This window comes from Pseudomonas aestuarii (assembly GCF_027988105.1).
GTDB classification, from domain to species: domain Bacteria; phylum Pseudomonadota; class Gammaproteobacteria; order Pseudomonadales; family Pseudomonadaceae; genus Aquipseudomonas; species Aquipseudomonas aestuarii.
In genome coordinates, this window is record NZ_JAQJZJ010000003.1 from 194,634 (window position 1) to 218,768 (window position 24,135).

23 protein-coding genes are annotated in these 24,135 nt (G+C 60.9%); 12 read left to right on the forward strand and 11 right to left on the reverse strand.

What is annotated here, in order from left to right; all coding sequences use genetic code 11:
• Positions 1–63 precede the first annotated feature (63 nt).
• The 8 genes from PH586_RS07865 to PH586_RS07900 form a co-directional block, all read right to left on the reverse strand.
• Positions 64–990: a VOC family protein gene (locus PH586_RS07865; RefSeq protein WP_271347205.1), complete on the reverse strand. Its 927-nt coding sequence runs from the start codon at positions 988–990 to the stop codon at positions 64–66.
• A gap of 70 nt (positions 991–1,060) precedes the next feature.
• Positions 1,061–2,368, reverse strand: a complete 1,308-nt coding sequence (locus tag PH586_RS07870) for an amidohydrolase family protein (protein ID WP_271347206.1) — start codon at positions 2,366–2,368, stop codon at positions 1,061–1,063.
• Positions 2,369–2,403: 35 nt separating this feature from the next.
• Positions 2,404–2,979, reverse strand: a complete 576-nt coding sequence (locus PH586_RS07875) for an aromatic-ring-hydroxylating dioxygenase subunit beta (protein ID WP_271347207.1) — start codon at positions 2,977–2,979, stop codon at positions 2,404–2,406.
• 74 nt (positions 2,980–3,053) lie between these two features.
• On the reverse strand, positions 3,054–4,448 hold the full coding sequence (locus PH586_RS07880; RefSeq protein ID WP_271347208.1) for an aromatic ring-hydroxylating dioxygenase subunit alpha: 1,395 nt from the start codon (positions 4,446–4,448) through the stop codon (positions 3,054–3,056).
• A 300-nt stretch (positions 4,449–4,748) separates the two neighbouring features.
• Entirely contained in the window at positions 4,749–5,936 is a 1,188-nt protein-coding gene (locus tag PH586_RS07885; RefSeq protein WP_271347209.1) for an MFS transporter, read from the reverse strand.
• A gap of 80 nt (positions 5,937–6,016) precedes the next feature.
• Positions 6,017–7,252: an NAD(P)/FAD-dependent oxidoreductase gene (locus PH586_RS07890; RefSeq protein ID WP_271347210.1), complete on the reverse strand. Its 1,236-nt coding sequence runs from the start codon at positions 7,250–7,252 to the stop codon at positions 6,017–6,019.
• 43 nt (positions 7,253–7,295) lie between these two features.
• On the reverse strand, positions 7,296–7,616 hold the full coding sequence (locus PH586_RS07895; protein WP_271347211.1) for a 2Fe-2S iron-sulfur cluster-binding protein: 321 nt from the start codon (positions 7,614–7,616) through the stop codon (positions 7,296–7,298).
• Positions 7,617–7,629: 13 nt separating this feature from the next.
• Positions 7,630–8,907 carry an MFS transporter gene (locus tag PH586_RS07900; RefSeq protein ID WP_271347212.1) on the reverse strand — a complete coding sequence of 426 codons (1,278 nt, stop codon included), beginning with the start codon at positions 8,905–8,907 and terminating at the stop codon, positions 7,630–7,632.
• 189 nt (positions 8,908–9,096) lie between these two features.
• Here PH586_RS07900 and PH586_RS07905 point away from each other — a divergent pair, with 189 nt between their 5' ends.
• The 7 genes from PH586_RS07905 (at position 9,097) to PH586_RS07935 (ending at position 16,620) form a co-directional block, all read left to right on the forward strand.
• Positions 9,097–10,752 carry a methyl-accepting chemotaxis protein gene (locus tag PH586_RS07905; RefSeq protein WP_271347213.1) on the forward strand — a complete coding sequence of 552 codons (1,656 nt, stop codon included), beginning with the start codon at positions 9,097–9,099 and terminating at the stop codon, positions 10,750–10,752.
• A 356-nt stretch (positions 10,753–11,108) separates the two neighbouring features.
• Positions 11,109–11,339, forward strand: a complete 231-nt coding sequence (locus tag PH586_RS07910) for a ferredoxin (protein WP_271347214.1) — start codon at positions 11,109–11,111, stop codon at positions 11,337–11,339.
• Between the two features lie 57 nt (positions 11,340–11,396).
• Entirely contained in the window at positions 11,397–12,158 is a 762-nt protein-coding gene (locus tag PH586_RS07915) for an SDR family NAD(P)-dependent oxidoreductase (protein WP_271347215.1), read from the forward strand.
• 106 nt (positions 12,159–12,264) lie between these two features.
• Positions 12,265–13,206 (forward strand): VOC family protein, encoded by a 942-nt coding sequence (locus PH586_RS07920; RefSeq protein ID WP_271347216.1) that lies wholly within the window; start codon positions 12,265–12,267, stop codon positions 13,204–13,206.
• A 2-nt stretch (positions 13,207–13,208) separates the two neighbouring features.
• The gene (locus tag PH586_RS07925) at positions 13,209–14,093 is read left to right on the forward strand and encodes a fumarylacetoacetate hydrolase family protein (protein ID WP_271347217.1); all 885 of its coding nucleotides are present in this window, start codon (positions 13,209–13,211) and stop codon (positions 14,091–14,093) included.
• A 23-nt stretch (positions 14,094–14,116) separates the two neighbouring features.
• Entirely contained in the window at positions 14,117–15,718 is a 1,602-nt protein-coding gene (locus PH586_RS07930; RefSeq protein ID WP_408636794.1) for an MFS transporter, read from the forward strand.
• 107 nt (positions 15,719–15,825) lie between these two features.
• On the forward strand, positions 15,826–16,620 hold the full coding sequence (locus tag PH586_RS07935) for an IclR family transcriptional regulator (RefSeq protein WP_271347219.1): 795 nt from the start codon (positions 15,826–15,828) through the stop codon (positions 16,618–16,620).
• Between the two features lie 30 nt (positions 16,621–16,650).
• Here the strand turns inward: PH586_RS07935 and PH586_RS07940 are convergent, their stop codons facing one another.
• On the reverse strand, positions 16,651–17,841 hold the full coding sequence (locus PH586_RS07940) for a thiolase family protein (protein WP_271347220.1): 1,191 nt from the start codon (positions 17,839–17,841) through the stop codon (positions 16,651–16,653).
• 2 nt (positions 17,842–17,843) lie between these two features.
• Positions 17,844–18,239, reverse strand: a complete 396-nt coding sequence (locus PH586_RS07945; RefSeq protein WP_333908323.1) for a Zn-ribbon domain-containing OB-fold protein — start codon at positions 18,237–18,239, stop codon at positions 17,844–17,846.
• A 139-nt stretch (positions 18,240–18,378) separates the two neighbouring features.
• Between PH586_RS07945 and PH586_RS07950 the strand changes: the two genes are divergently transcribed.
• The 4 genes from PH586_RS07950 (at position 18,379) to PH586_RS07965 (ending at position 22,339) form a co-directional block, all read left to right on the forward strand.
• Complete coding sequence (locus PH586_RS07950; protein ID WP_271347222.1) at positions 18,379–19,080, forward strand: SDR family NAD(P)-dependent oxidoreductase; 702 nt, start codon at positions 18,379–18,381, stop codon at positions 19,078–19,080.
• Positions 19,081–19,123: 43 nt separating this feature from the next.
• Positions 19,124–20,101, forward strand: a complete 978-nt coding sequence (locus PH586_RS07955; RefSeq protein ID WP_271347223.1) for a fumarylacetoacetate hydrolase family protein — start codon at positions 19,124–19,126, stop codon at positions 20,099–20,101.
• 208 nt (positions 20,102–20,309) lie between these two features.
• Positions 20,310–21,710, forward strand: coding sequence for an aromatic ring-hydroxylating dioxygenase subunit alpha (locus PH586_RS07960; protein WP_271347224.1), 1,401 nt, complete (start codon positions 20,310–20,312; stop codon positions 21,708–21,710).
• Between the two features lie 53 nt (positions 21,711–21,763).
• Complete coding sequence (locus PH586_RS07965) at positions 21,764–22,339, forward strand: aromatic-ring-hydroxylating dioxygenase subunit beta (RefSeq protein ID WP_271347225.1); 576 nt, start codon at positions 21,764–21,766, stop codon at positions 22,337–22,339.
• A 36-nt stretch (positions 22,340–22,375) separates the two neighbouring features.
• Here the strand turns inward: PH586_RS07965 and PH586_RS07970 are convergent, their stop codons facing one another.
• On the reverse strand, positions 22,376–23,137 hold the full coding sequence (locus tag PH586_RS07970; RefSeq protein WP_271347226.1) for a DUF2889 domain-containing protein: 762 nt from the start codon (positions 23,135–23,137) through the stop codon (positions 22,376–22,378).
• A gap of 107 nt (positions 23,138–23,244) precedes the next feature.
• On the opposite strand from PH586_RS07970, the gene PH586_RS07975 reads away from it, so the two are divergent.
• On the forward strand, positions 23,245–24,045 hold the full coding sequence (locus PH586_RS07975) for an SDR family NAD(P)-dependent oxidoreductase (RefSeq protein WP_271347227.1): 801 nt from the start codon (positions 23,245–23,247) through the stop codon (positions 24,043–24,045).
• Positions 24,046–24,135 lie beyond the last annotated feature (90 nt).

Below are 24,135 nucleotides of genomic sequence, written 5' to 3' on the forward strand. Positions count from 1 at the left end.
GTTGTGAAAATATCGAGCGCTGTAGCGAGCGCTTGGAGGCCGCCGCAGCAGGCGGGAGTTTTTTCACAGCCTCTCAGTGGGGTATTGCTCTATGGGCATGACGCTCGGGCCAAGAAGCGGCCCAACCCGCTCGTGGCCCCAGACGCTCAACTGCTCGGGGTTGAGCTCAAAGCCGTCGTGGTGCCAGGGTTGCAGTTCGTGAATGCACTCCACGGCGAAACCGGACGGGCTGAAGTGGTAGAAGGAAACGTGCGGATCCTGGCTGTGCTGGCCGAGGGTCATCTGCATCGGCAGCTCGCGCTTGCGCACAATGTCGTAGGTCTCGCCGAGGTCGCGCAGGCTCCTGAGAAACAGCCCGATGTGCTGCACGCCCTTCATGCCGGGGGCGTGGCCGAAGGCGATATCGTGGCTGGTCTGGTCGTTGAGCTTGGCGCGAAAGAAGCCGGTGCGGCCCTTGCCGGCGCCGGCGCCGTACCAGTGGAAGCCCATCAGGTCGATGAAGAAGGCTTCCAGTTCCGGGCCGTAGTCCGGCGTCATCAGGACGATGTGGCCAACACCGCGCTCGTCAGCGACGAAGCCTCCGTGCGGGCGGCCGGGGACGAACGAACGCGGCGTCCATTTCTGCGCGTAGAACAGTTCGTGGCGGTAGCCCGCTGGGCAGCAGAAGCGCACCAGTTCGCGCACGCCACGTATCTCGCGCAGCGCCGCGTCGCCCACTTCCAGAGCTACACCGGCGTCACGGAAGCGCGCGACCGCTGCGTCGAAAGCCCGCCGTCCACGGGCTTCCCAGCCGATGTAGGCGATGCGATCGACGGGGCCGGGGTGGAAGGCGATGCGGTGGCGGCGGTCGTCGCTGCGCAGGTACAGAGAATCGGGGTCGCCCTGCGGAGCGTTGCCCAGCCCCAGGCCGAGCACCTGCAATGCGTAATCGCGCCAAGCGCCCAGGTTCGGGCTTTCGAAGCCCAGGTAGCCGATACCGATGATGTCCATGATGGCCTCTTGTAATTGTCTTGAACCGGCCTCTCCCGGCCTTTGCTCGGGAGGGACGCTATGGCCCTCCTTACAACGCGGTCTGAGCGTCCGCCTGGGCGAACATCGCGTTGATGTCGCCTGAGGTCACAGGCTTGCCTTTTTCGCGCTTGGGTGCGGCACCGCCCATGCCCAGCGCCGGTTCGGTGCTGACATGCGTGGCCTGGGCACGCAGAGCGCCGACGGTGCAGTTTTCGCGCCCGTGGATGGCGAACGGGTCGTAGGAAAACTCGCGCATGGCATTGAGGTGGGTGACCTTGTCGATGGTTTGCTTGGGCAGGCGCTTGAGGCTCTCCCAGGCGACTTCCGGCGATTGCGGCCAGGTGCAGTCGGAGTGCGGGTAGTCACATTCCCAGGTGACCATGTCCTCGCCCACGTCCGGCAGGTTGCGGAGGCCGAAATCGTCCTCGATGAAGCAGGTGATGAAATGCTTGCGGAAGATATCGCTGGGCTTCTTGCCGTCGAAGTCGGCATGGGTCCAGGCGTGGTGGTGGCGGTGGGTAAAATCGGCACGTTCAAGCAGGTAGGGAATCCAGCCGATGCCGCCTTCGGACAGGGCCATGCGCAGGTCGGGGAATTTTTTCCACATCGGCGCCCAGATCCAGTCGGCCGCCGAGTTGGCGATGGAGATTGGCATGGAGGTGATCCAGGCATCGATCGGCGACAGGTCGGAGGCGTGCTCGGCCTTGATGCCGGTGCCAATATGGCAGCAGATCACCACCTTGTTGTCGGCACAGGCCTTCCACAACGGATCCCAGTAGTCGCTGTGGATCGACGGGAAGCCGTGCAGCGCCGGGTTGTCGGACAGTGACACGGCATGCACGCCAAGTTTTGCCAAGCGCGTGACTTCCTCAGCAGCGGCCTGCATGTCCCACCAGGGCACCAGCATCAACGGGATAAAACGCCCCGGCGCGGCGTTGCACCAGTCGTGCAAATGCCAGTCGTTGTAGGCCCGGATCGCCGCCAGGGACACGGCGCGGTCGGGGTGGTTCTGGAAGCGTTGGCCGGCGAAGCCGGGAAAGGTAGGGAAGCACAGTGAGCCAAGGATGCCGTTGGCGCTCATGTCGTCGACCCGCGCCTTGATATCCCATGTGCCACGACGCATCTGTTCGTAGCCCAGCGGCTCCATGCCGTACTCCTCCTTGGGCCGCCCGACCACGGAATTGAGGCCCATGTAGCCGGTAGCCTGCTCCTCGAACACCCAGACGTCACGCCCGCCGTGCTGTTCGATATGTGGCTGACGGCCCTTGAAGCGCGCCGGCATGTGTCGATCGAAGGCTCCGGCCGGTTCGATAGCGTGATCGTCGACGCTGACGAGGATCATGTCTTCAAGTTTCATTGATGTTGTTCTCCCTTGTCATGGGTGTTGCGGGATCAGAAGAAGATGCCAAGGTTCGGTGTGCCGATCACGGCTTGGTCGACGATGATTTCCCGGCGTGCCAGTTTCAGCTGCCCGCCTTCGCGGCGCAGGATGTCGTGGCGCTCGCAAGGGATAAGATCGAAGTCGTCGAAGTCGAAGCGGCTGCGGGTCACCAGCAGGTAGCTCAGCACCTTGTATTCGTCGGCCTTGTCGGTACGGAATACGCGGACATTGCTGACCAGGCGCTTGGTGCGCGAGGGCGGGTCTTCGCCCCAGGCGCTCTTGGTGTCGGTGATACGCATGATCCGCACCATCATCGAACCGTAGTTGTCGTGCATGTGCTGCACGGTGCGCACCACAGTCTGCGACTGCTGGCGCACCGGGCGGGTCAGGCGGATCGGCAGGTTGTATTCGAGATCCTGGCTCAGGCTCTCGCCCCACTGGCGCAGTTGCAGAGTGTCGAGCAGCTCGGCCTCGTCGTAGAGGAAGTCGAGGAACTCGTGGTACAGCGGGTCGCCGCTGGGAATGCGCTTGGCGCGGTCGGTTTGCGGCAGCGGTGTGGGCTCGAGCAGGCGCTGCAATTCGTTCATGGCGTTTCTCCAGAATACTGTGCATGTCGTCCGCGTGGAGCGGACGACGGTTGTGCGAAGGCGCGGGGACGGGGTCAGGAGGTCATCAGCTCATGCCAGTATTTCCACCATTGCCATTGGGTATCGTCTTTGGTGAATCCTTCGCCGACATTGCCAGGGCCGGGCCAGTCGGCTGGCCTGCCGTTCTCGTAGAGGGCTTGGTACTTGAGGGTAATGTCCTGGCTCATCGCGCCCTTGGAAGCGATCGTCTGGTGCGGCCAGGTGTCGGAATCGTCCTGCTCGACCATGCCGGAGGTGCCGAGCAATTGGATCGACTGGCGCAGCATCAGTGCCTTGATCTCGGGCGGGGTGTCCTTCTCCGCCAGGATCCAGTTGACGAACTCCAGCTTGTCCGGCCCCTTGGGCACATAGGCATGCAGCGCCATGGCGCCGAGCACTGTGCCGTCCGGCTGCGGCAGGTAGATGAACTCGAACAGGCCGTTGGGGAAGAAGTTGCCGACTTGCGGTGGACGCGAACTCATCAGCTGCAACTGCTCGTCGCTGAAGCGACTGAGCAGTTCCGGCACCATCTCCCTGGTGATACCAGGCGGCGGTAGCAGGGTGAGCTTTTCCTCCGAGGTCAGGGTGGCTGGGTTCATGCCGGTGAGGCGGCGGATCTTTCGATCCAGTTCGATGCAACGCATGGTGTGGCCATGCTCGGTCCACACTTCGGTGCCGTACATCTCTGGAGTCAGGTCGCCACCCTTGCCTTCAGCATCCGGCTTCTTGGCGTAAGGGCCGACCTCGCCCAGCCAGCGGTGCAGGGTCAAGGTATGGAAGCCGTCGGAGGCGGACTGCTCGGCGGCGGTCTTCCAGTTGGCGCGGACGATGAAGCGCTGCGGCGGGCCGAGCACCTCCATACCGGCGATGGTGCGACACCAGAGGGTGTCGAAGTACCACTTGGCATCGCCGAGGAACTCCTCGAAGGATGGCCCGTCGATGTTCCAGGTGGCGAAGATCAGTCCGCCATAGACCGCTACCCGGGCTTTCTTCAGGCCCAGCTGGTCCTTTGTGCGGGTCTTGCCGTGCATGCATTCCTTCTCCACCGGCGCGCCGATGAAGTCACCATTGGGCTTGAAGGCCCAGCCATGGTAAATGCACAGGTGGGTAGAGGCGTTGCCGCCGTCGAGGGTGGATATCTTCATGCCGCGGTGTGGGCAGACGTTCAGGGATACATAGATCTGCTCGTCGCCGGAGCGGGCGACGATCACCGAGTCGGAGCCCATATCGCGAACGACGTAATCACCCTTGGTGGGGATTTCGGTTTCGTGGCCGAGAAACACCCAGGTTTTGGCAAATATTTTTTTCATCTCCAGGTTGTAAAGTTCAGGATCGGACAGGGTCCGCATCTTCACTTCACGGTTTTCCAAGTCGATCAGGTCCGAGATTCTCGTGCCATCGTTCAGTACCGGATTCGTGTTACTGGTCATGCTCGATCTCCGTTCTTGTTTTTCTCGCATATGAACAGAATGTGTATATGTGTTTAATTGCCGGCCGATTATCTGCTCAGATCCCGGTTTGTGAATTGATCTGGGTCAACGAATGTTGGGTGCTGAATGACCACCGATCTCGATTTGCAGAGATGCTGGCGAGATGGGGTGGGAAATCAATAGGGAAAGGCTGGGCAGGGAGGGGGAATAGTTTTAGTCGAGGCTTTCTGGTGCGACGAGGCGGTTTGTCGCGAATGTATGTGGACAATATTGAATAAACTGTCCTGTTTGTATTAGCTGCTAGCGTATCGGTTTAGCAGCGGGGTGCCGCTGGATACATAGCACCACCAGCAGACCGGTTGCCGATAGCAGGGCCGAGCAGAAGAACACCTGTGCCAGGCCGAAGCCGGAAACGACCAGCCCCATCACCGGCCCCGCCAGTCCCACCGCCAGATCGAAAAACAGCGAAAGCGTGCTCAGTGCTGAGTTGCGATTGGCCTCCGGTGTGCGCGCTAGGGTTTCCACCGCCAGCCCCGGATAGACCCAGGAAACACCCAGGCCGGTCAGTGCGGAACCGAGGATCGCCACCAGCGGTGAAGGTGCCAGCCAGACGAGCAGCAGTCCGAGGGTCTGCACGGCCATGCACACCGTGACCACCCGGTAGCCGCCGAAGCGCGACAGCACATTGGGCGAGGTCAGCCTTGCGAAGATGAAAGCGACACCGAAAGCGCTCAGGCAATAGGCCGCGTTTTCCCAGCCCAGACTGTCGAAATACAGGGCGACAAAGGCGGTCAAACTGCCGAAGCCCGCCGAACTGCAGGCGACGGCGAGACCGTTGGGCAGCACGGCCATGAACACGCGGCGAAACGGCAGCCGCATGCCTGGCAGCAAGGGCGCGGGGCGCCTGGTCTGGGCGAACAGCAGGGGCATGAAGCCGAGCAGGGTGATACCGATACCGATGCCGGCGAGCCCCAGGTGATCGCGTATCAGCACGCCGAGCGGTGCGCCTATGGCGGTTCCGCCATAGGCAGCTATGCCGTTCCAGGACATGACCTGCGCGGTGCGTGACGGGCCATGCAGGCCGATGGCCCAGGTGCAACTGGGCGTGGAAATCAGAGCCGAAGAGATGCCCTGGAGGATTCGGCCGGCCATCAGCAGAGTCAGGCTGACCCAGGGGGAAGCCGGCAGGACGATCGCCAGTGCGGTCAGCAGGCCGCTGCCCGTGAGGACGGTAAGGCCCGTCATCACCGTGCGCTTGGCGCCGAAGCGATCGGCAAGCTGTCCGGCCAGTGGACGCGAGAGAAGGGTCGTCAGGTATTGCAGACCGATCACCAGGCCGGCCATCGTGGTGCCGAATCCCAGGGTGTTCAGCACATGGCCGGGCAGCACGGCCAGCGGCAGCCCGTTTCCGACATAGGAGGCAAAGTTGAAGCAGACAATCGAGACGATCGACAGACCGACTGGAAGGGATTTCGTACTGACATGCATCCGTCGGCGCCTTGCGGATCGTGCGTGCGTGTGGCCTTGGCCGCGCGCCGCGCCCGGTTACGGGCGCGGCAGAGGGATAGTCAGTCGCGGTTGGCCGCTTCCCAGGCCTTGAGGTCGAAATCCGTTGCAGCCGCTTCGGTCGGACTGAGCTGGGGCGGGCGCGCGAGGATCTTGCGGGCTGCCATATGATCGCCGGGGCGGTTGCACGACTCCACCGCAATCAGCTGGTCGCCGCGGAAACACAGTACCGAGACCTGCGCGCTGCCCATTGAGCCGACTACCACGGTGCTGTCATACCCACTAGAAAGGCCGGCGATCTGCAATTTCATGTCGCCCTGATCGGTCCAGAACCAGGGCAGTGCGCTATAGGGCGCCGGTTTTCCCATCAGCCGGGCCGCTACGGTGCGGCCCTGATCCACGGCGTTTTGTACGGACTCGAGGCGGGTTGGCTGTTCGTCGTTCTGCAGGCACGGAAAACAGGCGACATCGCCGATCGCAGAGATATGCAGGTCGGAGGTGAGCAGGTTGGCATCGACCTTGATGCCGTTGGCGATGTCCAGGCCGGCTTCGCTGGCCAGTTGCACATTGGGGATCACACCGATGCCGAAGACCACAAGGTCGGCAGCCAGCGTGCGCCCATCGGAAGTTTCCACCCCGGTTACCCGACCATTGTCGCCGATGACACGGGTCAGGCCCTGGCGGAAGTCCAGATGTACGCCCCAGCGACGGTGTGCCTGGCTGAACAGTTCGGACATCTCGCGACTGACTGCGCGGGCCATCGGCCGGTCGCCCAGTTCCAGGACATGCACGGACGACCCCATCGATGCTGCCACTGCGGCGAACTCCAGGCCGATGAAGCCGGCGCCGATCACCACCACATTGCGCGCTTGTTTGGCCAGCGGCGCCAAGGTGTCGGCATCGGCCATGGTCTTGATACCGAATACGCCATCGAGCTCGGCGCCAGGAACCGGCAGAGGGCGGTTGTGCGCGCCTGTGGCCAATACTAGATGATCGTAGGTCAGGGCTTCACCGCCCTCGAGCAGGACTCGTCGGTTCTGGCGGTCGATGGCAGTCACCCGGTCGTGGCGTAGCTCGATGCGCTGCTCGGTATAGAATTTTTCGGGGCGGAACAGCAAGTTGGTTGCGCCGATCTTGCCGAGCAGGTAGGCCTTGGACAGCGGCGGTCGCTGGTAGGGCAGACCGGGTTCGTCGCCAATCAGGCTGATGCGTCCGTCATAGCCGGCTTGGCGCAGCGATGTGGCGACCTGAAAACCGGCCTGGCCGGCACCGACAATGACTACCGAGGCGAGTGACATGGAACCTCCTTCTTATTAGCGTGCAGCGGGTATGTTGCGGGATTCAATATTGTGACTCTGGCAGATGCAAAACCAGGCCATCGAGCGCTTCGCTCATGACCAATTGGCAGGTCAGGCGGCTGGTGGCACGGCGTCCGACGGCATATTCGAGCATGTCGGCTTCGGTGCTTTCTGCCTCCGGCATTCGCACTTGCCACTGGTCGTCGACGTATGCGTGGCAGGTCGCACAGCTGCAGGCACCGCCGCAATCGCCTTGAATGCCCGGCACCGAGGCGAACATCGCCGCCTGCATGACCGATTGGCCGATTTCTCCAGTCACCTGATGTACGGTGCCGTTGTGTTCGATGAGGGTGAGAGTAGGCATGGTCGGACTCCAATTATGCGGTTGTGGCGGAGGCGGGAATGGGTTGCACGGCGAAATGCGGGGCGCGGCCGAGGGTCAGCAGGAGCAGGGGGCCAATCAGGCTACAGGCCATGGAGTACAGAAGCATTGAGGAGTAGGAGCCGGTGCGACTCAGCATCAAGGCGAACAGCAAAGGCGCAAGCGCAGAGGCCACGGTATTGAGTCCCTGGTGCACGCCGAACAGTCTTCCGTATTCGCGTAACCCAAAGTAGCGGGCAACCAGGAAGGCGGCGATGTCGAATTCCGCGCCAGCACCGAAGCCGATCATCACGGCTGCGAGCATTAGCAGGGATAAGTCCGGCGTGCCACTGAGGTAGATGAGGCAACCAATAGCGGGTAAGGCCAGGCTGAACGCGGCAATTCCTGGCGGCCACATGCGGTCGAGCAGGTAGCCGATCAGTACGCGACCGAAAATCAGCGAAACGCCAAAGAAGCTGAACACCAGGCTTGCGTCGCCGGCTGACAAGCCCCGGCTCTGCAGCATTGGTACGGTGCTGGTGACCATGCCGACGATGGATGAGATCACCAACGCCAGCGCCAGGTTGCAGGTCCAGAACTTGCGCGAGCGCATGCCTTCTTTAAAGCTCATGCCCGGCAGCCCCAGCAGTTCGTTGGCTGCATCCTGCGGGTTGGCAGTTTGGGCCCCCGGTAGCCTGAACCAGAGCAGCGTCAGAGGCAGTAACAGCAATAGATTAAGTAGCGCGAGGATTACAAAAGCGGCGCGCCAGTCCCACTGTTCGATGCCCCAGGACAACAGGCGCGGAATGGTGGCGGCGGTGATACCTGTGCCTGAGAGACCGATCGCCAGCGCCAGGCCACGGTTGCGGTCGAACCACAGGCTGAGCAATTGGGTCCAGGTCACCGCCAGCGCGCCCATGCCGATGATCGGCAGCAGGGCAAAGGCCAGGTACATCGACCAGATCGAGCCTTGTAGCTGGGTAGTTGCCAGGTAGCCCAGCGACAGCAGCACCAGCGAGATCAGGGTGACCCGCTTCATGCCGTAGCGCAGATTGAACCAACCGACTAGCTGCAGGGAGACCACGGCGCCGCCGAACAGGAAGGTGATGGAGGCCTGTAGTTCGCTCTTGCTCCAGCCAAAGGCCTGCTCCAGCGGCACGACCAGGGTGCCAAAACCATAGAGCAGAGCGGCATTGATGCTGATTGCCACGCCGACCACTGCAAGGATGAGCATTCGCCAGCCTTGGCGAAATTCGGTGAGGTCAATAGCAGCGTCGCTGTTGTGGGTGGACATCGGGCAGGCACCTTTTTGTTGATTTTATCTTGCCAAATAGCTCGGCGTTTTCTGCTGATTTTACGTAAATCCGGCTATCTTTGTTCTGATCTAAGAATTGAATGCTGGCTTTAGAATATGGCAGAGTGGATTATCTGTCTAGTCATGCCTGGTCGAACCACTCCAATACAACAACAAGTAGGTACAACGATGCTCTCGCTCAGCCGCTTCTCCATTGGCGCCAAGCTACTCATGCTGCCCGCCTTCTTCGTCTTTTCCCTTCTGATTATTTCTGCGGTTGCCTATCAGGGTCTGGCCAGCCAGCAGGGGGTCATTGACGAAATGGAACAGTTGCGGGTCAAGCAATACAAGCAGGCACTTGACATCTCGGCAGCGTCCCAGGCCGCCATGGTCAACGCCTATGCCATGGTGGTGCGGATTCTGGAGTCGAACGGTGAAGCGTCGACCGAAGAACTGCAGTCTTATCTCGAGGAGATGGACCTGAGCGTTGAGGAAATGCGTGCAGGGTTGAACAAGAGCACTGCGCAAGAGCGGTTGGGCGAGGATGAGCGCGCGATCTATCTCGCATTGCAGGAGCAAGCGACGGTGGTGGGAGGCGGCTTTGCCGAACTGAAAGCCATGGCCCTCAGCGATCCGATGCAGGCCGTCTCGATGCTTGGCAATCTGCGCGCCGACTACAACAGCTTGCTTGGGCAGTTCGGCCGTTTGCTGATACTGCAGGAAAGCCTGACGACACACGCTTTTAGCGAAGCGGCGCAGGTGGTACAGACGGTTACTCAGGTGCTTATGGTGACCCTGCTGGCTGCAGTCGGCTTGGCCCTGGTCGTCAGCTTGCTGTTGCGCGCGCACATCATCCGTTCTATTCGCGCCATCGAGCAGGCGTCGATAAAGCTGCGCGATGGCGACCTGACCCAGCGCGTGCAAATTGTTGGGCGCGATGAGATTGCCCGGACGGCTCAGGCATTCAACGAACTAATTGAGAGCTTCCAGCTCGCCGTCCGCCAGGTGGCCGGCGTATCGGCTTCAGTGGGCACTTCGGCAGAGGAGCTGGTCATTACCTCGGCCCAGGTGTCTGAAAGTGCCACGAATCAGGCCAAGGCGGTTATCGAGGTGTCCGCGACTGTCGAGCAGATGAGCGTAGGGGTCGCCTCTATCTCCGCCAATGCCGAGGAACTGCGGTCTTCTGCGGAGGCCAGTCTGCGGGGCGCGGAAGCGGGGCACTCGGCCTTGAACCGTCTATTGACGGAGATTGAAAGCGTACGACTCGCCTTTTCAGCCATTAGCGGTTCGGTGGGGGATTTCGTTGTCAGTACCTCCGCCATCACCGCCAGCATCAATCAGGTCAAGGAGCTATCGGCGCAAACCAACCTGCTGGCGCTGAATGCGGCCATTGAGGCCGCGCGTGCCGGCGAGAGCGGTCGTGGCTTTAGCGTGGTGGCCGATGAGGTGCGCAATCTGGCGCAGCGCTCTGCGACGGCTGCAAATTCGATCAACGAATTGACCCTCAAGCTGGAAAGCCAGTCGGCAGTCGTAGAGAAGGCCTTGCACGCGGGCACAGTGGCCTTGGACGGTAGCGATAAGCTGTTGGGTGAATTGGAGAGTACTTTGCAGGAGTCCGCGCGTCTGGTCGGTAACTCTACCCGTGGCGTCGACTCGATTGCTCTTGCAGTGCGCGAACAGAGCGCGGGAGGACGGGATATCGCCTCGAACGTCGAGCATATCGCACGTATGGCCGGCGAAGGGGACGCGATCACACAGCAGGTATCCAATGCGGTGGTTTCCCTGCGCGAGTTGTCCGAAGAGTTGAGTCTGGCGGTTAGCCGCTTCCGCTTCGAGGCGTTTTGACAGCCACTGCACTTGGCCCGGTACGCCGCATGGCGTGCCGAAGAACGCTCTGCTCTCGTGAGAGTTTCCAGAGTGGCGCTCGTCGGTTGGCTGGCATGCATCTGAGGCGGGCAAGTCGAGCGTTATATGAACTAAAAACTATAATCTGTTCATGTCTGTGTGTTTTTCTAGGCTTTATAAACCTTTGCTTGCCACTGCCGGGTTCAGTCCAGGTGCGATAAACCCTCTGGATCATAGATAGAGTGCCAGATCGTTGGCCGTTCATCGCGAGCCGAGCGTGTCACAAGCTAAATATTTACAAATGTCTTAAAAGTGTTCATTATTTTACTGTGCTGGTACCTGATAAGGAGAACAAGATGAGTTCCGAAAAAGCGCGATTCCAAGTGGTAGCCGACCGCAGCCGGTGCTGTGGTTACGGCTTGTGTGCCGCCATCTGCCCGAGTATCTACAAACTGGATGCTGATGGCCTGGTCTACCTGGACGACAAGATCGTCCCGCCCGAGCTTGAGGAAGAGGCTCGCGAAGGCGCGGCAGCCTGTCCTGCTGAGGCGATCTGGCTCGAAGACATCACGGCCGAAGGTGACTAGGCCTGAGCTGTTCACGAAGCTTCAGGTCGCAATCACAGACAAACGCTGGAGGGTGGGATGACAGGTCGTTTAGAAGGTAAGGTCGCGCTGATCACAGGCACCGGAGGTGGTCAGGGCAGGGTTGCTGCACTGCGTTTCGCCCGAGAAGGCGCCATTGTCGTAGGCTGCGATTTTAATGCGCAGGCGAACGAGGAAACTGCCGCCTTGCTGCAGGCCGAGGGCCTGCGGTTGTATGGCTACGCTCCTGTCGATTTAGGTGATCATGAACAGGCCAAGGCCTGGGTCGAGTCTGCCGCCGCAGAACACGGGCGCATTGATATTCTCTACAACAATGCCTCGGCGGCACGATTCGGTGCAGTCAGCGAGTTATCCGTCGAGGATTGGCGCTACACCATGCGCAATGAAATCGACCTGCTGTTCTTCACCACTAAATACGCCTGGAATTACCTCGCCGAGCAGCACGGCGTGATCATCAACGTGTCATCGACTGCCGCCTGGGGTGGCTCCAAGGTCGCCGGCATCGCCGCGCATGCCGCTGCCAAAGGGGCGGTAGTTTCCTTCACCCGCCAGCTGGCGGTGGAGGGCGCGCCTGTTGGTATTCGCGCGGTCAGCCTAAGCCCTGGATTCATCGCTACACCAGGCACGGCCCCATTTCTCGAGAACCCCGTCGCCCGTGCGGCATTGCTTGACGGCGTACTCATGGAGCGCCCCGGCGAGCCAGAGGAAGTGGTCGCCATGGCCGTGTTCGTGGCGTCCAGCGAAGCCTCGTTCATTACGGGCTCCGATTTTGTCATCGACGGTGGCCTGCTGGCCGTTTAATAGGTTCTGGTGGCGCTGCCGCCCGGATGTGACACATTCCTATCGTTCGCGCAGACCTCAACTGGCGCTAGGACGAATGAAATCGTACAAGAACAGGTGAATAGTCATGGACATCATTGGCATTGGCTACATGGGCTTCGAGACCGCGAACATCGAAGCCTGGCGCGAGTACGGCCCGCAGGTGATGGGTTTCGGTATTGGCCGCAATCCCGAGAGCGATCCGGATTCGCTGTATTTCCGCATCGACGACCGTCGGCATCGCTTCGCCTTCCATCCGGGAAAGATCGACCGTATCGCCTACATTGGCTGGGAGGCGATCGGGCGCATGGCGTTCGAGGATGCCTTGAAGAAGTTCAGCGCTGCTGGAGTCGAGTTCACCCGTGGTGATGCCGAATTGTGTGAGAAGCGCGGGGTGCGCGAGCTGATTCGCTTCCGCGATCCGGTCGGCTATCAGCATGAGCTGTTCTATGCGCAGAAGTGGACACCACGCTCCTTCCAGCCGGGTCGTCCGCATGGTGGGTTTCTGGCCGACGAACGCGGTGCCGGTCATGTGGTGTTGATCACCCCCGAATACACGCCGGAGCTTGAGCACTTCCTCATCGAAGTCATGGGTTTCCGCTGGTACGGCGCTGGTGCCGGCAAAGGCCGTACGGGCTTCTTCCGCTCCAAGTTAAATAACCACACTAGCCACGATATCGCCTATGGCCACGGGCCTGGTCGCATGGGCGTGCAGCACGTGGGTATAGTCGTCAACAGCATCCGCGATGTCGGCGAGACCTACGACATTGTCAAGAAACGCGAGCTGCCGATGATGATGACGCTGGGGCAGCATTGCCAGGATCCGCATGTATCCTTCTACCACTTCAATCCGTCTGGCTTCGCGTTTGAGACCATTGCCGAGATCGAGCCCTGGCAGGGTGACCACTATGAGCTCAATCCCGAGGTGCTGAGCGTCTGGGGCCACGAGATGGTGGGGCCGATCCTCGGGCCGAGCGTACGTACGCCTGAGGAAGTGCTGGACCCGGAATACCTGGCCCGCAAACGCTAAGCATGCGCCTGGCTCGGGTTGAAGTTACTGGCGAGGCATTCTGGGCTTTGCTGGAGTCGCCATCCGGTCCACTGAGGCGCATTCGTGCGCCTTTTGCTGAGTGGGTGGCAGTGCTGGCTCAGCAAGGGATCGCGGCGTTGGATCTGGCCGAGGAACGCATCGAGCTGGCTCGCTGCCGGCTGCTGCCACCGCTGCAGCCAGGTGCCCGGGTGTTTGGCGTTGGCTTGAACTACCTGAGTCATCTGCAGCGCCTGGGCAGCGCAGCACCGGCGCACACCCTGGCATACCTGAAAGCGGATTCGGCCCTACTCGGCCCACGGGATGAGATTCAGTATCCGGTGCTGACAGCCGAGTTGGATTACGAAGTCGAGCTGGTGGCTATGGTCGCCCGGCCTTTGCTGGATGAGCCGCAGGCCAGCAGTTGCCTGCTCGGTTATACAGTCGGCAACGATATCAGTGCGCGCGATGCCGGCCGGCAGATCGGGCGTCTCGATCTGTTCACGCAAAAAAGCATGGATCGCACCACGCCACTCGGGCCCTGGATCGTCACGCTCGATCAGCTGGGCGGCAGTGGGCAGCCGCAGTTGGAGATGAGCCTGAGCGTCAATGGCGAGCAACGCCAGCAGGACAATACCCGCAACATGATCTTTCCCGTCGATGAGTTGCTCAATTACCTCGATGGACGTATCGAACTGCGCCCCGGCGATCTGCTGTTCACCGGTTCGACCCATGGCGTAGGCCTTGAAAGCGGGCGTTTCCTGAAGCCCGGAGACCTGGTCGAGGCGCACATTCAAGGCATCGGCCAGTTACGCAACCGCGTCGGCGCGCCGCGGCGCTTGCGTCCGGCGCGAGAGGTCGGGCGGCTGGGGCTGCCCACCGGCGTATGAGCATGGACAGGCATGCCCCCCCGGTGAGCGCAACGATACCGGAGCACGCCTCGTTCTGGGCGCCGCTGCGCCACCGACTGTTCGTGGGGGTGTGGCTCGCCTGTGCGGTGGCCAATATGGCGATCTGGATGCAGACGGTCGGCGCAGCCTGGATCATGACCCAGTTGTCTGCCTCGCCCTTGATGGTTTCGCTGGTGCAGACCGCGATTACCCTGCCGGTGTTCCTCTTCGGCCTGCCGGGCGGGGTACTCGCCGATCGCATGGACCCGCGACGCCTGCTGCTGTACACCCAATCAGCCATTCTCGTGGCGGCCGCGGTGCTCTGTCTGCTGGCCTGGCTCGACCTGCTGCAGGCTTGGTCGCTGCTCTTGTTCACCTTCGTCCTTGGCACTGGCAGCGCGCTGGGCATGACGGCCTGGATGATCACGCTGGTCGGCGTGATCCCGCGCGAGCAGGTACCGGCGGCTGTTTCCCTCAGCGGCATCTCGATCAATGCCACTCGCGCCCTGGGACCGGCCCTGGCCGGCGCGCTGATCGCCTGGTGGAACAGCGCCTCGGTGTTCCTGGTCATCACCCTGTGTATGGCCGTGGTGATTGTCTTCATCATCTTCCACCTTCCCGCCAAAGCCCGTGTCGAGGGTTTGCCGCCGGAAACCCTGTTCGGCGGCATGCGCAGCGGTCTGCGCTATATCCGCCACTCGCAAGTGTTGTCCAATGCGCTCAAGCAGGTGTTCGTCTTCACCAGTTGCGCCAGCGCGCTCTGGGCGCTGATGCCGCTGGTGACCAAGAACGAACTGGGCATGGGCGCAGGTGGCTATGGTCTGCTGATGGCCTTCATGGGCGCAGGTGCGGTGCTGGCCGCTCTCGGCCTCACCAGCGTTTATCGCCGCTTTGCCCTGCGCCGGCTGATCGTCGCCGGCGCCTTCGCGTTCGCGGCGGCAACCCTGGCAGCGGCGCTGTCGCACAGCCAGGGGGTGGTCTGCGTAATGCTGCTGCTCGCTGGCATGGGCTGGATGGCGGTGAACGCGACTATCTCCACCGTGGTGCAGACCTATGCGGCGAACTGGGTGCGCGCGCGCGTCGCCTCGGTGTACCTACTGGTGCTGATGGGCTCGATGGCTGTGGGCGGTGTCCTATGGGGCGCGCTGGCACAGTATTTTGGCCTGGAAAACAGCCTGCTGCTTTCGGCGGCGAGCATCCTGCTAGGGGTGCTACTGACCCGCGGCGGAACAATTGCCATGGGCCAGGAAGCGGATTTCGCCGACGCCCAGCAGACCGATAAGCTGGTGCTGGCGGGTGAGGTGTCCCATGGCGACGGGCCTGTCTGCGTGGAGATCAGCTACCGGGTGGTCGCAGACGAACGTGACGACTTCCTGCGCATCGTCTATGCCGTCGGCCAGTCGCGGCGGCGCAACGGCGCGCAGAACTGGCGACTTTATCGTGACCTCGGCGAAACCGATCACTACGTCGAGCGCTTTATCGTCGAGTCCTGGCTGGATTATCTGCGTCAGCCAGAGCGGGTGACCCTGAACGATGAGTTCCTTGAGCGTAGCTTGTCCAGGTTTCGTTTCGAGCCTCTGACGCCCAGGCGTTATATCTATCAGGCTCCCGCAGACGTATGTTGAGCAAAGAGATCTGCTCAGCATTTAATCTCCATATTAAATTTACCGCGCCTTATCATTCTCGGTATAGAATTGCGTTCTGGCTCCCGCTACGCTAATCGAGAAACCCCATGGACAGCACCGACCTTGTAGACCCCAATGACGCTCGCAAAGCTGCCAGCGCGGTGACTGTCAAACCGGTCGCCAATGCGATTCGCATCCTCCGCCACCTGAGCCAGGTCGGAACGCCCGAGCGTTCGGTGGACATTGCCCGCCGCTTATCGATCAACCCCAGTACCTGCTTCAACATCCTGCGTACGCTGGTGATGGAGGATGTGGTGGACTTCAACGCCATGTCGAAGCGCTATTCGGTGGGATTGGGACTAGCTCGGCTTGTCGAGCACTTAGTCACTCAGGGCCAGCGTGTGCAGCTGGCGAAACCGCTGCTGCAGAACCTGGCGGCGCGACTCCGGGTGACGGTGACCCTATGGCGCCGCATAGGATCGGATCGCATTGTTATCGTGAGTTCAGCCGCCAGCCCCACCGACGTGCGTATCGACATGGCGGAAGGCCAGCGGCTGCCGATGCTGATGGGTGCAAGCGGAAGGTTGTTTGCCACCCAGATGAACCTGGATGATCCAGAAATACGAGCAGGCTTCGAAAAAATTCGCTGGGCGCGGCCCTTGCCCTTCGAGACCTACCGTGAAGAGGTGCGACTTGCTGCTCATCGCGGCTGGGCGCTGGATGATGGCCATTTTTCCGTCGGTATCCTGGCCGTCGCCGCGCCCGTCTATTCACCCTCGGATTCAATCGACTTTACCGTGTCGGCTGTATTGTTCCGCGGCCAGCGCGACGAGGAGGGGGTCAAAGCATTGGGCGAAGCGCTTATCGAGTTCTGCTCGGAACTGGCAACAGTGCTGTTCTGAAGACGCACGGTACAAGTACGGCAGGGTGGTTCACTCCCTGACCAGCAGCAAGCTGCCACCGAGTGGCCCACCGCCCGCGGCGACTACTGTGACGCGTTGGTCGGCGGCTTGCCGGCCGGCAGCTCGACCCCACAGCTGCAGGCATGCCTCATGGACATAACCTAAGCCGTGTGTGCGCCCGCCGGATAGTTGACCGCCGTTGGTGTTGATAGGCAGTTCGCCATCTAGGGCAATTCGCTGTCCCCCTTCGACGAAAGCGCCGCTTTGGCCCACAGGGCAGAGCCCCAGAGCCTCCAGCCAGATCATGGTCAGAATAGAGAAGCCATCGTACAGCTGAGCCGAATCAACGTCGCTGGGCGCGTAGTCGGTGCGTGCCCACATCATCCGGCCAACATCGAATGCTGCCATCTCAGTCAGCGAGATCTGATCCCATGACCAGGGCTGGTTGAGCGCTGCGCCGATCGCCTCGATACGGATCGGCGGCTGGCGCGTGTCCCGCGCGGCATCCCGGCGCGACAGGACAATGGCGGTCGAGGCGTCGCAGTGCACGTCGCAATCGAACATCCGCAGCGGTGTGGATATCATCCGCGACTGCATGTAGTCATCCATCGACATCGGCGTGCGGTAGATGGCCTTCGGATTGCGCATCGCGTTCCGCCGGCAGGTCAGGGCGATTTGCGCGAGCTGTTCAGGTTGCGTGCCATATACATGGAAGTGGCGCTGTGCATACAGGGCCATCAAGTTGATGCCGGACAGCACATTGAACGGCGTGAACCATTGCCAAGAATAGCTGCTGTCACGCCCTTGAGTCTTATTGCTGAGTGCGCCGGCTTGCTTATTATGTAAGCGTGCCGACGCCTCGGTAATGGTGCGGAACACCAGCACGTGGTTGCACAGCCCTGCGGCAATGGCCATGGCGCCATTGATCACCCCCGCAAGCGGCCCCGGGCCTTCATAACCGCCGCCAAACCAGTTGACGTTCAACCCTAGGGCGCTCTTCAGTGCGCTGGGGCCGACTGGCGAAAAGGGATCGCCGTTGTTGTTGTCGCCTGGCCAGCAGGCGACGCCATCTATGTCGCTACGCTCGAGTCCAGCATCGGCGATGGCCTCTAGGCAGGCATCGACGGTCAGGCGCATGGCCGATTTCGACGACGGGCGGCCCACTTCGGACTGACCGATCCCGGTAATGGCGACCTCTTTCTCATAGCGGTGATCGAACATCATTAATCCCTTTCGAACAGTGGTAGCCAAACGTCTTCGACGTGCAGGAAGCTGACCCGAACCGGCATGTCTATGCGAACCGCAAGCGGATCCATGCCCACGACATTACTGATGAAGCGCAGGCCCGGCTGCTCGGCCAACTCGATGATCGCGACGACGTAGGGGAGTTCGAGTTCGGCGATCCACGGCTGATAGTTGAGGGTGTAGCTGAGGACCTTGCCCTTGCCGGAGACCGCGCGCGGCTCGACTTCCAAGCTAGCGCACTGCGGGCAGATCGGTCCTGGCGGATGGAAAAAGCGTTCGCAGCCAAGGCAGCGGTGAATCAATAGTTCACCGTGCTCGCCACCTTGCCAGAAGGCACGATTGTCGGCGTTGAGGGCGGGCAGTTTTCTAGGCATCAGGCATTCCTGGAAGAGGCGACGACTCATGGAAGCCACGTTAACATTTGTACATATTTTTGAAAAGTGTCATATTTTATGCCTCCGTGCGGCTGGGCTTAGCCACGGCCGGCCCGTAAACAACAAGAGGAACTCCACTATGTCCCCGTCTTTGCAGGACAAGATTGTCATCATAACCGGCGGCTTCGGCACGTTGGGCAGCAGTCTCGGCCAGCTATTGCTGGAGCGCGGCGCGCGTGTCGCATTGCTCGATCGCGCGGAAGCCCCCGCCGCCTTGCGCGACGTGCAGAATCTGCTGCCATTGGGGGGCGTCGACCTGACGTCCGCGGACTCGGCCAAGGAGGCCCTGGCCCGCGTGGCCGAGCATTTCGGCCGCATCGATGGCCTGGTCAACGTGGCCGGCGGCTTTGCCTGGGAAACCCTGGAAGACGGCAGCCTGGAAACCTGGGATCGCCTGTACCAGATGAACCTGCGTACAGCCGTGGTCAGTTGCCAGGCGGCACTGCCGCATCTGCTGGCAGCAGCGGCAGGCCGTATCGTCAATATCGGCGCGCTGGCCTCGCTGAAAGCCGAGCAGGGCATGGGCGCCTATGCTGCATCCAAGGCCGGTGTCGCGCGTTTGACCGAGGCGTTGGCCGAAGAGCTGAAGGATCGCGGAATTACGGTCAATGCCGTGCTGCCGAGCATTATCGACACACCCGCCAATCGGGCGGACATGCCGGATGCCGACGCCAGTCGCTGGGTCTCGCCGACAGCCTTGGCCGGGGTGATTGCCTTCCTCCTGTCGGACGCCGCCGCGGTGGTGACTGGCGCCTGTCTGCCGGTGGCCGGGCGGGTATGAACAGCTTAGCCAGCTGGATATTTTCGATGGGAGCGGATAGCCAATGAGACTCGTGACCTTTACCGATGGCGCAGGCTTCGAGCGCGCCGGCGCCTTGCTTGAAAACGATCAGGTTGTGCTCGATTTGCAGCAGGCCTATCGCACGCTGCAGGGCCGTGATAGCGCGCAACTTGCCAGTGTGCTGGCGTTGGTCGAGGCCGGTGAACCGGCGCTCGAACTGGCCCGCTCGCTGCTGGCGCAAGCGCCTGCAGGTGCGGTGTTGCAGCGCTCCGCCGTCAAGTTGCGCGCGCCTATCCAGCCGCCACCGCAAATGCGTGATTGCTCCTGCTTCGAGCTGCACCTGCGGCAAAGCTTCGCCGCGGCGCGCCGGGCGCGGGCACTGCGCACGCCTGATCCGGAAGCCACCCTGCGGGAAATGAACACCCGTGCCGACGATCGGGTGATTGAGACCTTCAATCGCCAGCCCATTTATTACAAATGCAACCGTTTCGCGGTCATCGGCGTTGACGATGAATTCCAGTGGCCGAGCTACAGCAAGGCGATGGACTTCGAGTTGGAGTTTGGTTGCTACATTGGCAAGCGCGGCAAGGACATCAGCCGTGAGGCTGCGCGCTCGCACATTGTCGGCTACACCATCTTCAACGACATGAGCGCGCGGGATGCCCAGGCCAAGGAAATGCCCGGCATGCTCGGTCCGGCCAAGAGCAAAGATTTCGACACTGGCAACATCATGGGGCCGTGCCTGGTGACCGCCGACGAACTCGGCGACCCTTACGACCTGAACATGGTTGCGCGAGTCAATGGCGAGGAGTGGGGGCGCGGCAATACCCGAGATATGCGCTGGCGCTTCGAGGACGTTATCGCCCATGTGTCGCGCTCGGAAACCCTGTATCCCGGTGAGTTTCTCGGCTCGGGTACGGTGGGCAACGGTTGCGGCCTGGAGCAGTTGCGTTACCTCAAGCCGGGCGATTTGGTTGAGTTGGAAGTCGATGGCATCGGTGTGCTGCGTACCCGTGTGTGAGCTGCCGAACAAACTGTGTCCTGATGTGTACATCCGGCTGCCGGCAATTTGTCGTTGAGCCGCAGTACATGGCCTTTACCGGGCGAAATACTGGAAGAGAAGAGCATTTATTCGCCGGGTAAAACGCGATAGGTATACATTTTCTATAAAAGTGTCTTATATTTTGTTGCGTCTCATATAGCCGTAGCGCCCTGAACAGGAGGCAATCATGTCAACAACAACAAGCCCTGTGTTGTCCGATGGAACCAAGGTTTCGGACCTTATCTATCCCTCGACTCGAGAAGTGCGGATGCGTGTGCTGTCGGATCGGGAAATCTACGAACTGGAGATGGAAAAAATCTTCGGTAAGATCTGGATTCTGCTCGGGCACGAATCGGAGATCCCCAACTCGGGCGATTTCATGGTCCGCGATATGGGGTCGGATTCAGTCATTGCCGCCCGCGGCAAGGACGGTGAAGTATTCGTGTCGCTTAACGTCTGTCCGCACCGCGGCATGCGTATCAGCACTGCCGATTGCGGCAATACGCAGATCCACAAATGCATCTATCACGGTTGGGCGTTTCGTCCAAACGGCGACTTCATCGGTTCGCCGATCGAGCGCGAGTGCATGCATGGCAAGATGATGGCCAAGGAGGAACTGGGTCTGAAGAAGGCCCGTGTGACGCTCTACGGCGGGCTGGTCTTCGCCACCTGGAACATTGAGGGGCCTTCCTTTGACGAGTTCCTCGGCGATGCCAAGTGGTACTACGACATGCTGTTCTGTCGCAGCGACAAGGGCATGGAGGTGCTCGGTCCGCCACAGCGCTTCATCGTCAACGCCAACTGGAAGACCGCTGGCGAACAGTCGGCAGCAGATGGCTTCCATACCCTGACCTTGCACCGTTGGCTGGGTGAGGTCGGCAACTACGCCAAGAAAGGCGAAGGCGAGGGTGAAGGTACGGATCTGAGTCCGGAGATGATCGGTGTAGAAATCAGCTCGCCGCATGGCCATGCACTGCGCTGCATCGATCTGGCGCGCAAGATCAAGCGTCTGACCGGGCTCGATCCTGCTGAACTATCGGTCCAGGAAAAGCTTGATGCGTTGCCGCCAGCCGGCATGACCCATGACATGGTCGAGCAATTGGCGCGCAATCTGACTGAAGAGCAGTTGCAGGTGCTGACCACCATGCCACCGCAGGTTGGCGGCATGTTCCCGAACATTCTCTTCGGTTTCGTTTACATTCCCCAGCCCGACGGCACTGTGGTCGGTTCCATGACCCTGCATGCCTATGTGCCGCACGGGCCCGACAAGCTCGAGTTCGTTAATTGGATCTTCGCCGAGAAAGATGCACCGGCCGAACTGCGTGAGAAAATGCTCAAGCAGACCATCCAGTTGTTCGGCACCTCCGGCATGGTCGAGCAGGACGACTCCGATACCTGGCCGCACATGACGCTGTCCGCCAAAGGCGCCATGGGCCGCAAGAGCACCCTGAAATACCAGGCGTGTTTTGAAACCGGCGCACCCGAGGGCTGGCCAGGGCCAGGCATCGTCAATGAAGGTTTCACCAAGGACGATACCCAGTGGCACTGGTGGTTGTATTGGCATGAGCTGATGACTGCGCAGGACTGACCTGCACGTCCGCTCATCTCTCGATCACAACAATAAGTTTCAGGGAGTTACCCATGGCTCAAGTACAAGAACGCGGTGCCGAGCAGATTCAGCCGGGTTCGCCGGTTGGCATTAAGCGTGTTTCTATCGGCTCGGATCTCTACAATCAGGTGCTGACCTTCCTCTACGAGGAGGCCACGCTACTCGACCAGATTCGCCTCAAGGAATGGAGCGAGCTGCTTGCCACTGACTTGGTCTATACCGTACCACTGCGGCATACCCGCCTGCAGGCCGATCAGTCGGCTAGCATCGTGCGTAGCGTGCAGCATTACCACGACGACTACCGTTCGATCATGGGGCGCATCCTGCGCCTCTCAGGCAAGAGCGCCTGGGCCGAGGATCCGCCCTCGCGCACGCGTCGGCTGGTCACCAACGTCTTCGTCGAGGAGACGGAAAACGCCAACGAGTTCGTTGTCACCAGCTACCTGTTGCTGACCCGTAACCGCTTCAAGGACCATCACGTCGATATCGTCAGTGGCGAGCGTCGCGATGTGTTGCGTCTAGGCGAGGACGGTTTCAAGTTGGCGCGGCGTGAGGTCATCATCGACCAGGCCGTGCTGGGAACGCCTAACTTGGCGGTTTTCCTCTAGCCGGCGTCTCACCTCCGAGCGTTGCCGGAGCCGCCTTCAGGCGGAACCGGCAGGGCTCTGGGTCAATTGGCCGAGCCAGTCTTGGTCGTCGGCGCACAGGGCCGATTGCGCAGCGCTGAAATCCAAGGTCGAGCCGATCATTCTTGAGGCAGACATGGCCCGCTCCGGCTGCTGGCTGTAGCAGAGACCAGTGCTGGCTGCATGCACCTGATCGTCGAGATTGTATGCCCTGCCCAGGGAAATCAGCGTACAGCGTCGCAACAACAATGCTGCTTCCGCTTCTTCGTTAGTCAGGTTATTCAGCGCCCATCGTGCCATGCCCTCGCGCAGGTTGACCCCGGCGAAGCGTGCAGGTGCCTGGATGATTGAGCCCTGTACCTCCCACGCCAGCCGTTCATTGCCATCAGACAGCAATGTTGCCCTGGTGTGCTCGTCGACTCGCTGGGGCACCTGTATGTCGTAACGGCGCCGGGTCGTCTGGCGTGCAGCATTGGCGATCGCCAGGCCGGCCAGGTCGAGCAGGTGGGTGCATTGGTGTTGTGCATCGACCTGGCGTGTCACCGAATGGGCAATGTGATCGAGGGGCATGCCGAGTAGTTGCTGCAACTGGTCGGTAGCCTGCGGGCAGGCGGAATAGGGATAGCGCAGCGCTTCGCCGCCGATGGCGGTCAACACCCCAATATCATGGCGTGCCCAGACGCGGAAATGGTGGAAGTCGTCTTCCAGCGTGGCGCGCACTTCACCTGCAAGATGCTGCTGCGACGAAGCGATGTCCACTCGACGGCGAAAGGTGCTCATATCTAATTATCCTTACGGTTATTCTAGCCGTGCTTGGAACGTTGGATTAGGATGTATATGAACACTATAAACAAAAATGTACATCTAAAACAAAAGAGGAGTTCCCCATGGGGCTGCTGCAAGAACAGGTGGCGTTAATCACGGGCGCAGGCGGAGGCATTGGTCGGGGTGTAGCGCTTAGCTTCGCCAAGGCGGGGGCGGCCGTTGTGGTCGCCGAACTTGATGTCGACAGCGGTAAAGCCGTGACCGAGGAGCTACTGGCCCTGGGCGCACGGGCGCTATTCATCAAGACCGACGTCTCCAGCAAGAGTGATATCGAAGCGGCTATCCAACTGGCCGTCGAGCAGTTTGGTGGTCTGGACATCCTGGTCAACAATGCCTTCGCACCCACCCCGAACGTGCTGCTCGAGGAGAAGACCGATGCGATGCTCGCGCAAACCCTTGACTCGACAGTATGGGCGGCCTGGTGGTCGATGAAGGCCGCACTGCCGCATATGCAAGCGCGTGGCGGTGGCAAGATCATCAATTTCTATTCGATCGATACCGAGATCGGCGCCTGGCTGCATGGTGACTACAACACCGCTAAGGCGGCGATTGTCGGCCTAACGCGCAGTGCAGCTTCGGAGTGGGGGCGTTTCAACATTCGGGTGAACGCCATCGCGCCGACAGCCATGGGGGCGACCTTCCATAAGCTGGCGGAAGAGAACCCTGGTTTTGCCGAAAAGTCTGCTTCGATGCGGCCGATGGGGCGTTGCGGCGAGCCGGAAGAGGATATCGGGCCGGTGGTGGTGTTTCTGGCTTCGGAAATGTCGCGGTTCGTCACCGGCGAGACCATTCATGTCGACGGCGGTCTGCACCTGCCGGGTTACAACTCGCGGCCGGCCGGCGTGCCTATCCGGGAATATTGAGGCATAGGCGCAACTTCAGTTGCGCCTTGAACAGGTTCATCCACGCCAACGCTAGTCGTTGGCGTGTTTGCCGGTGAGCGTCGCCGCTGG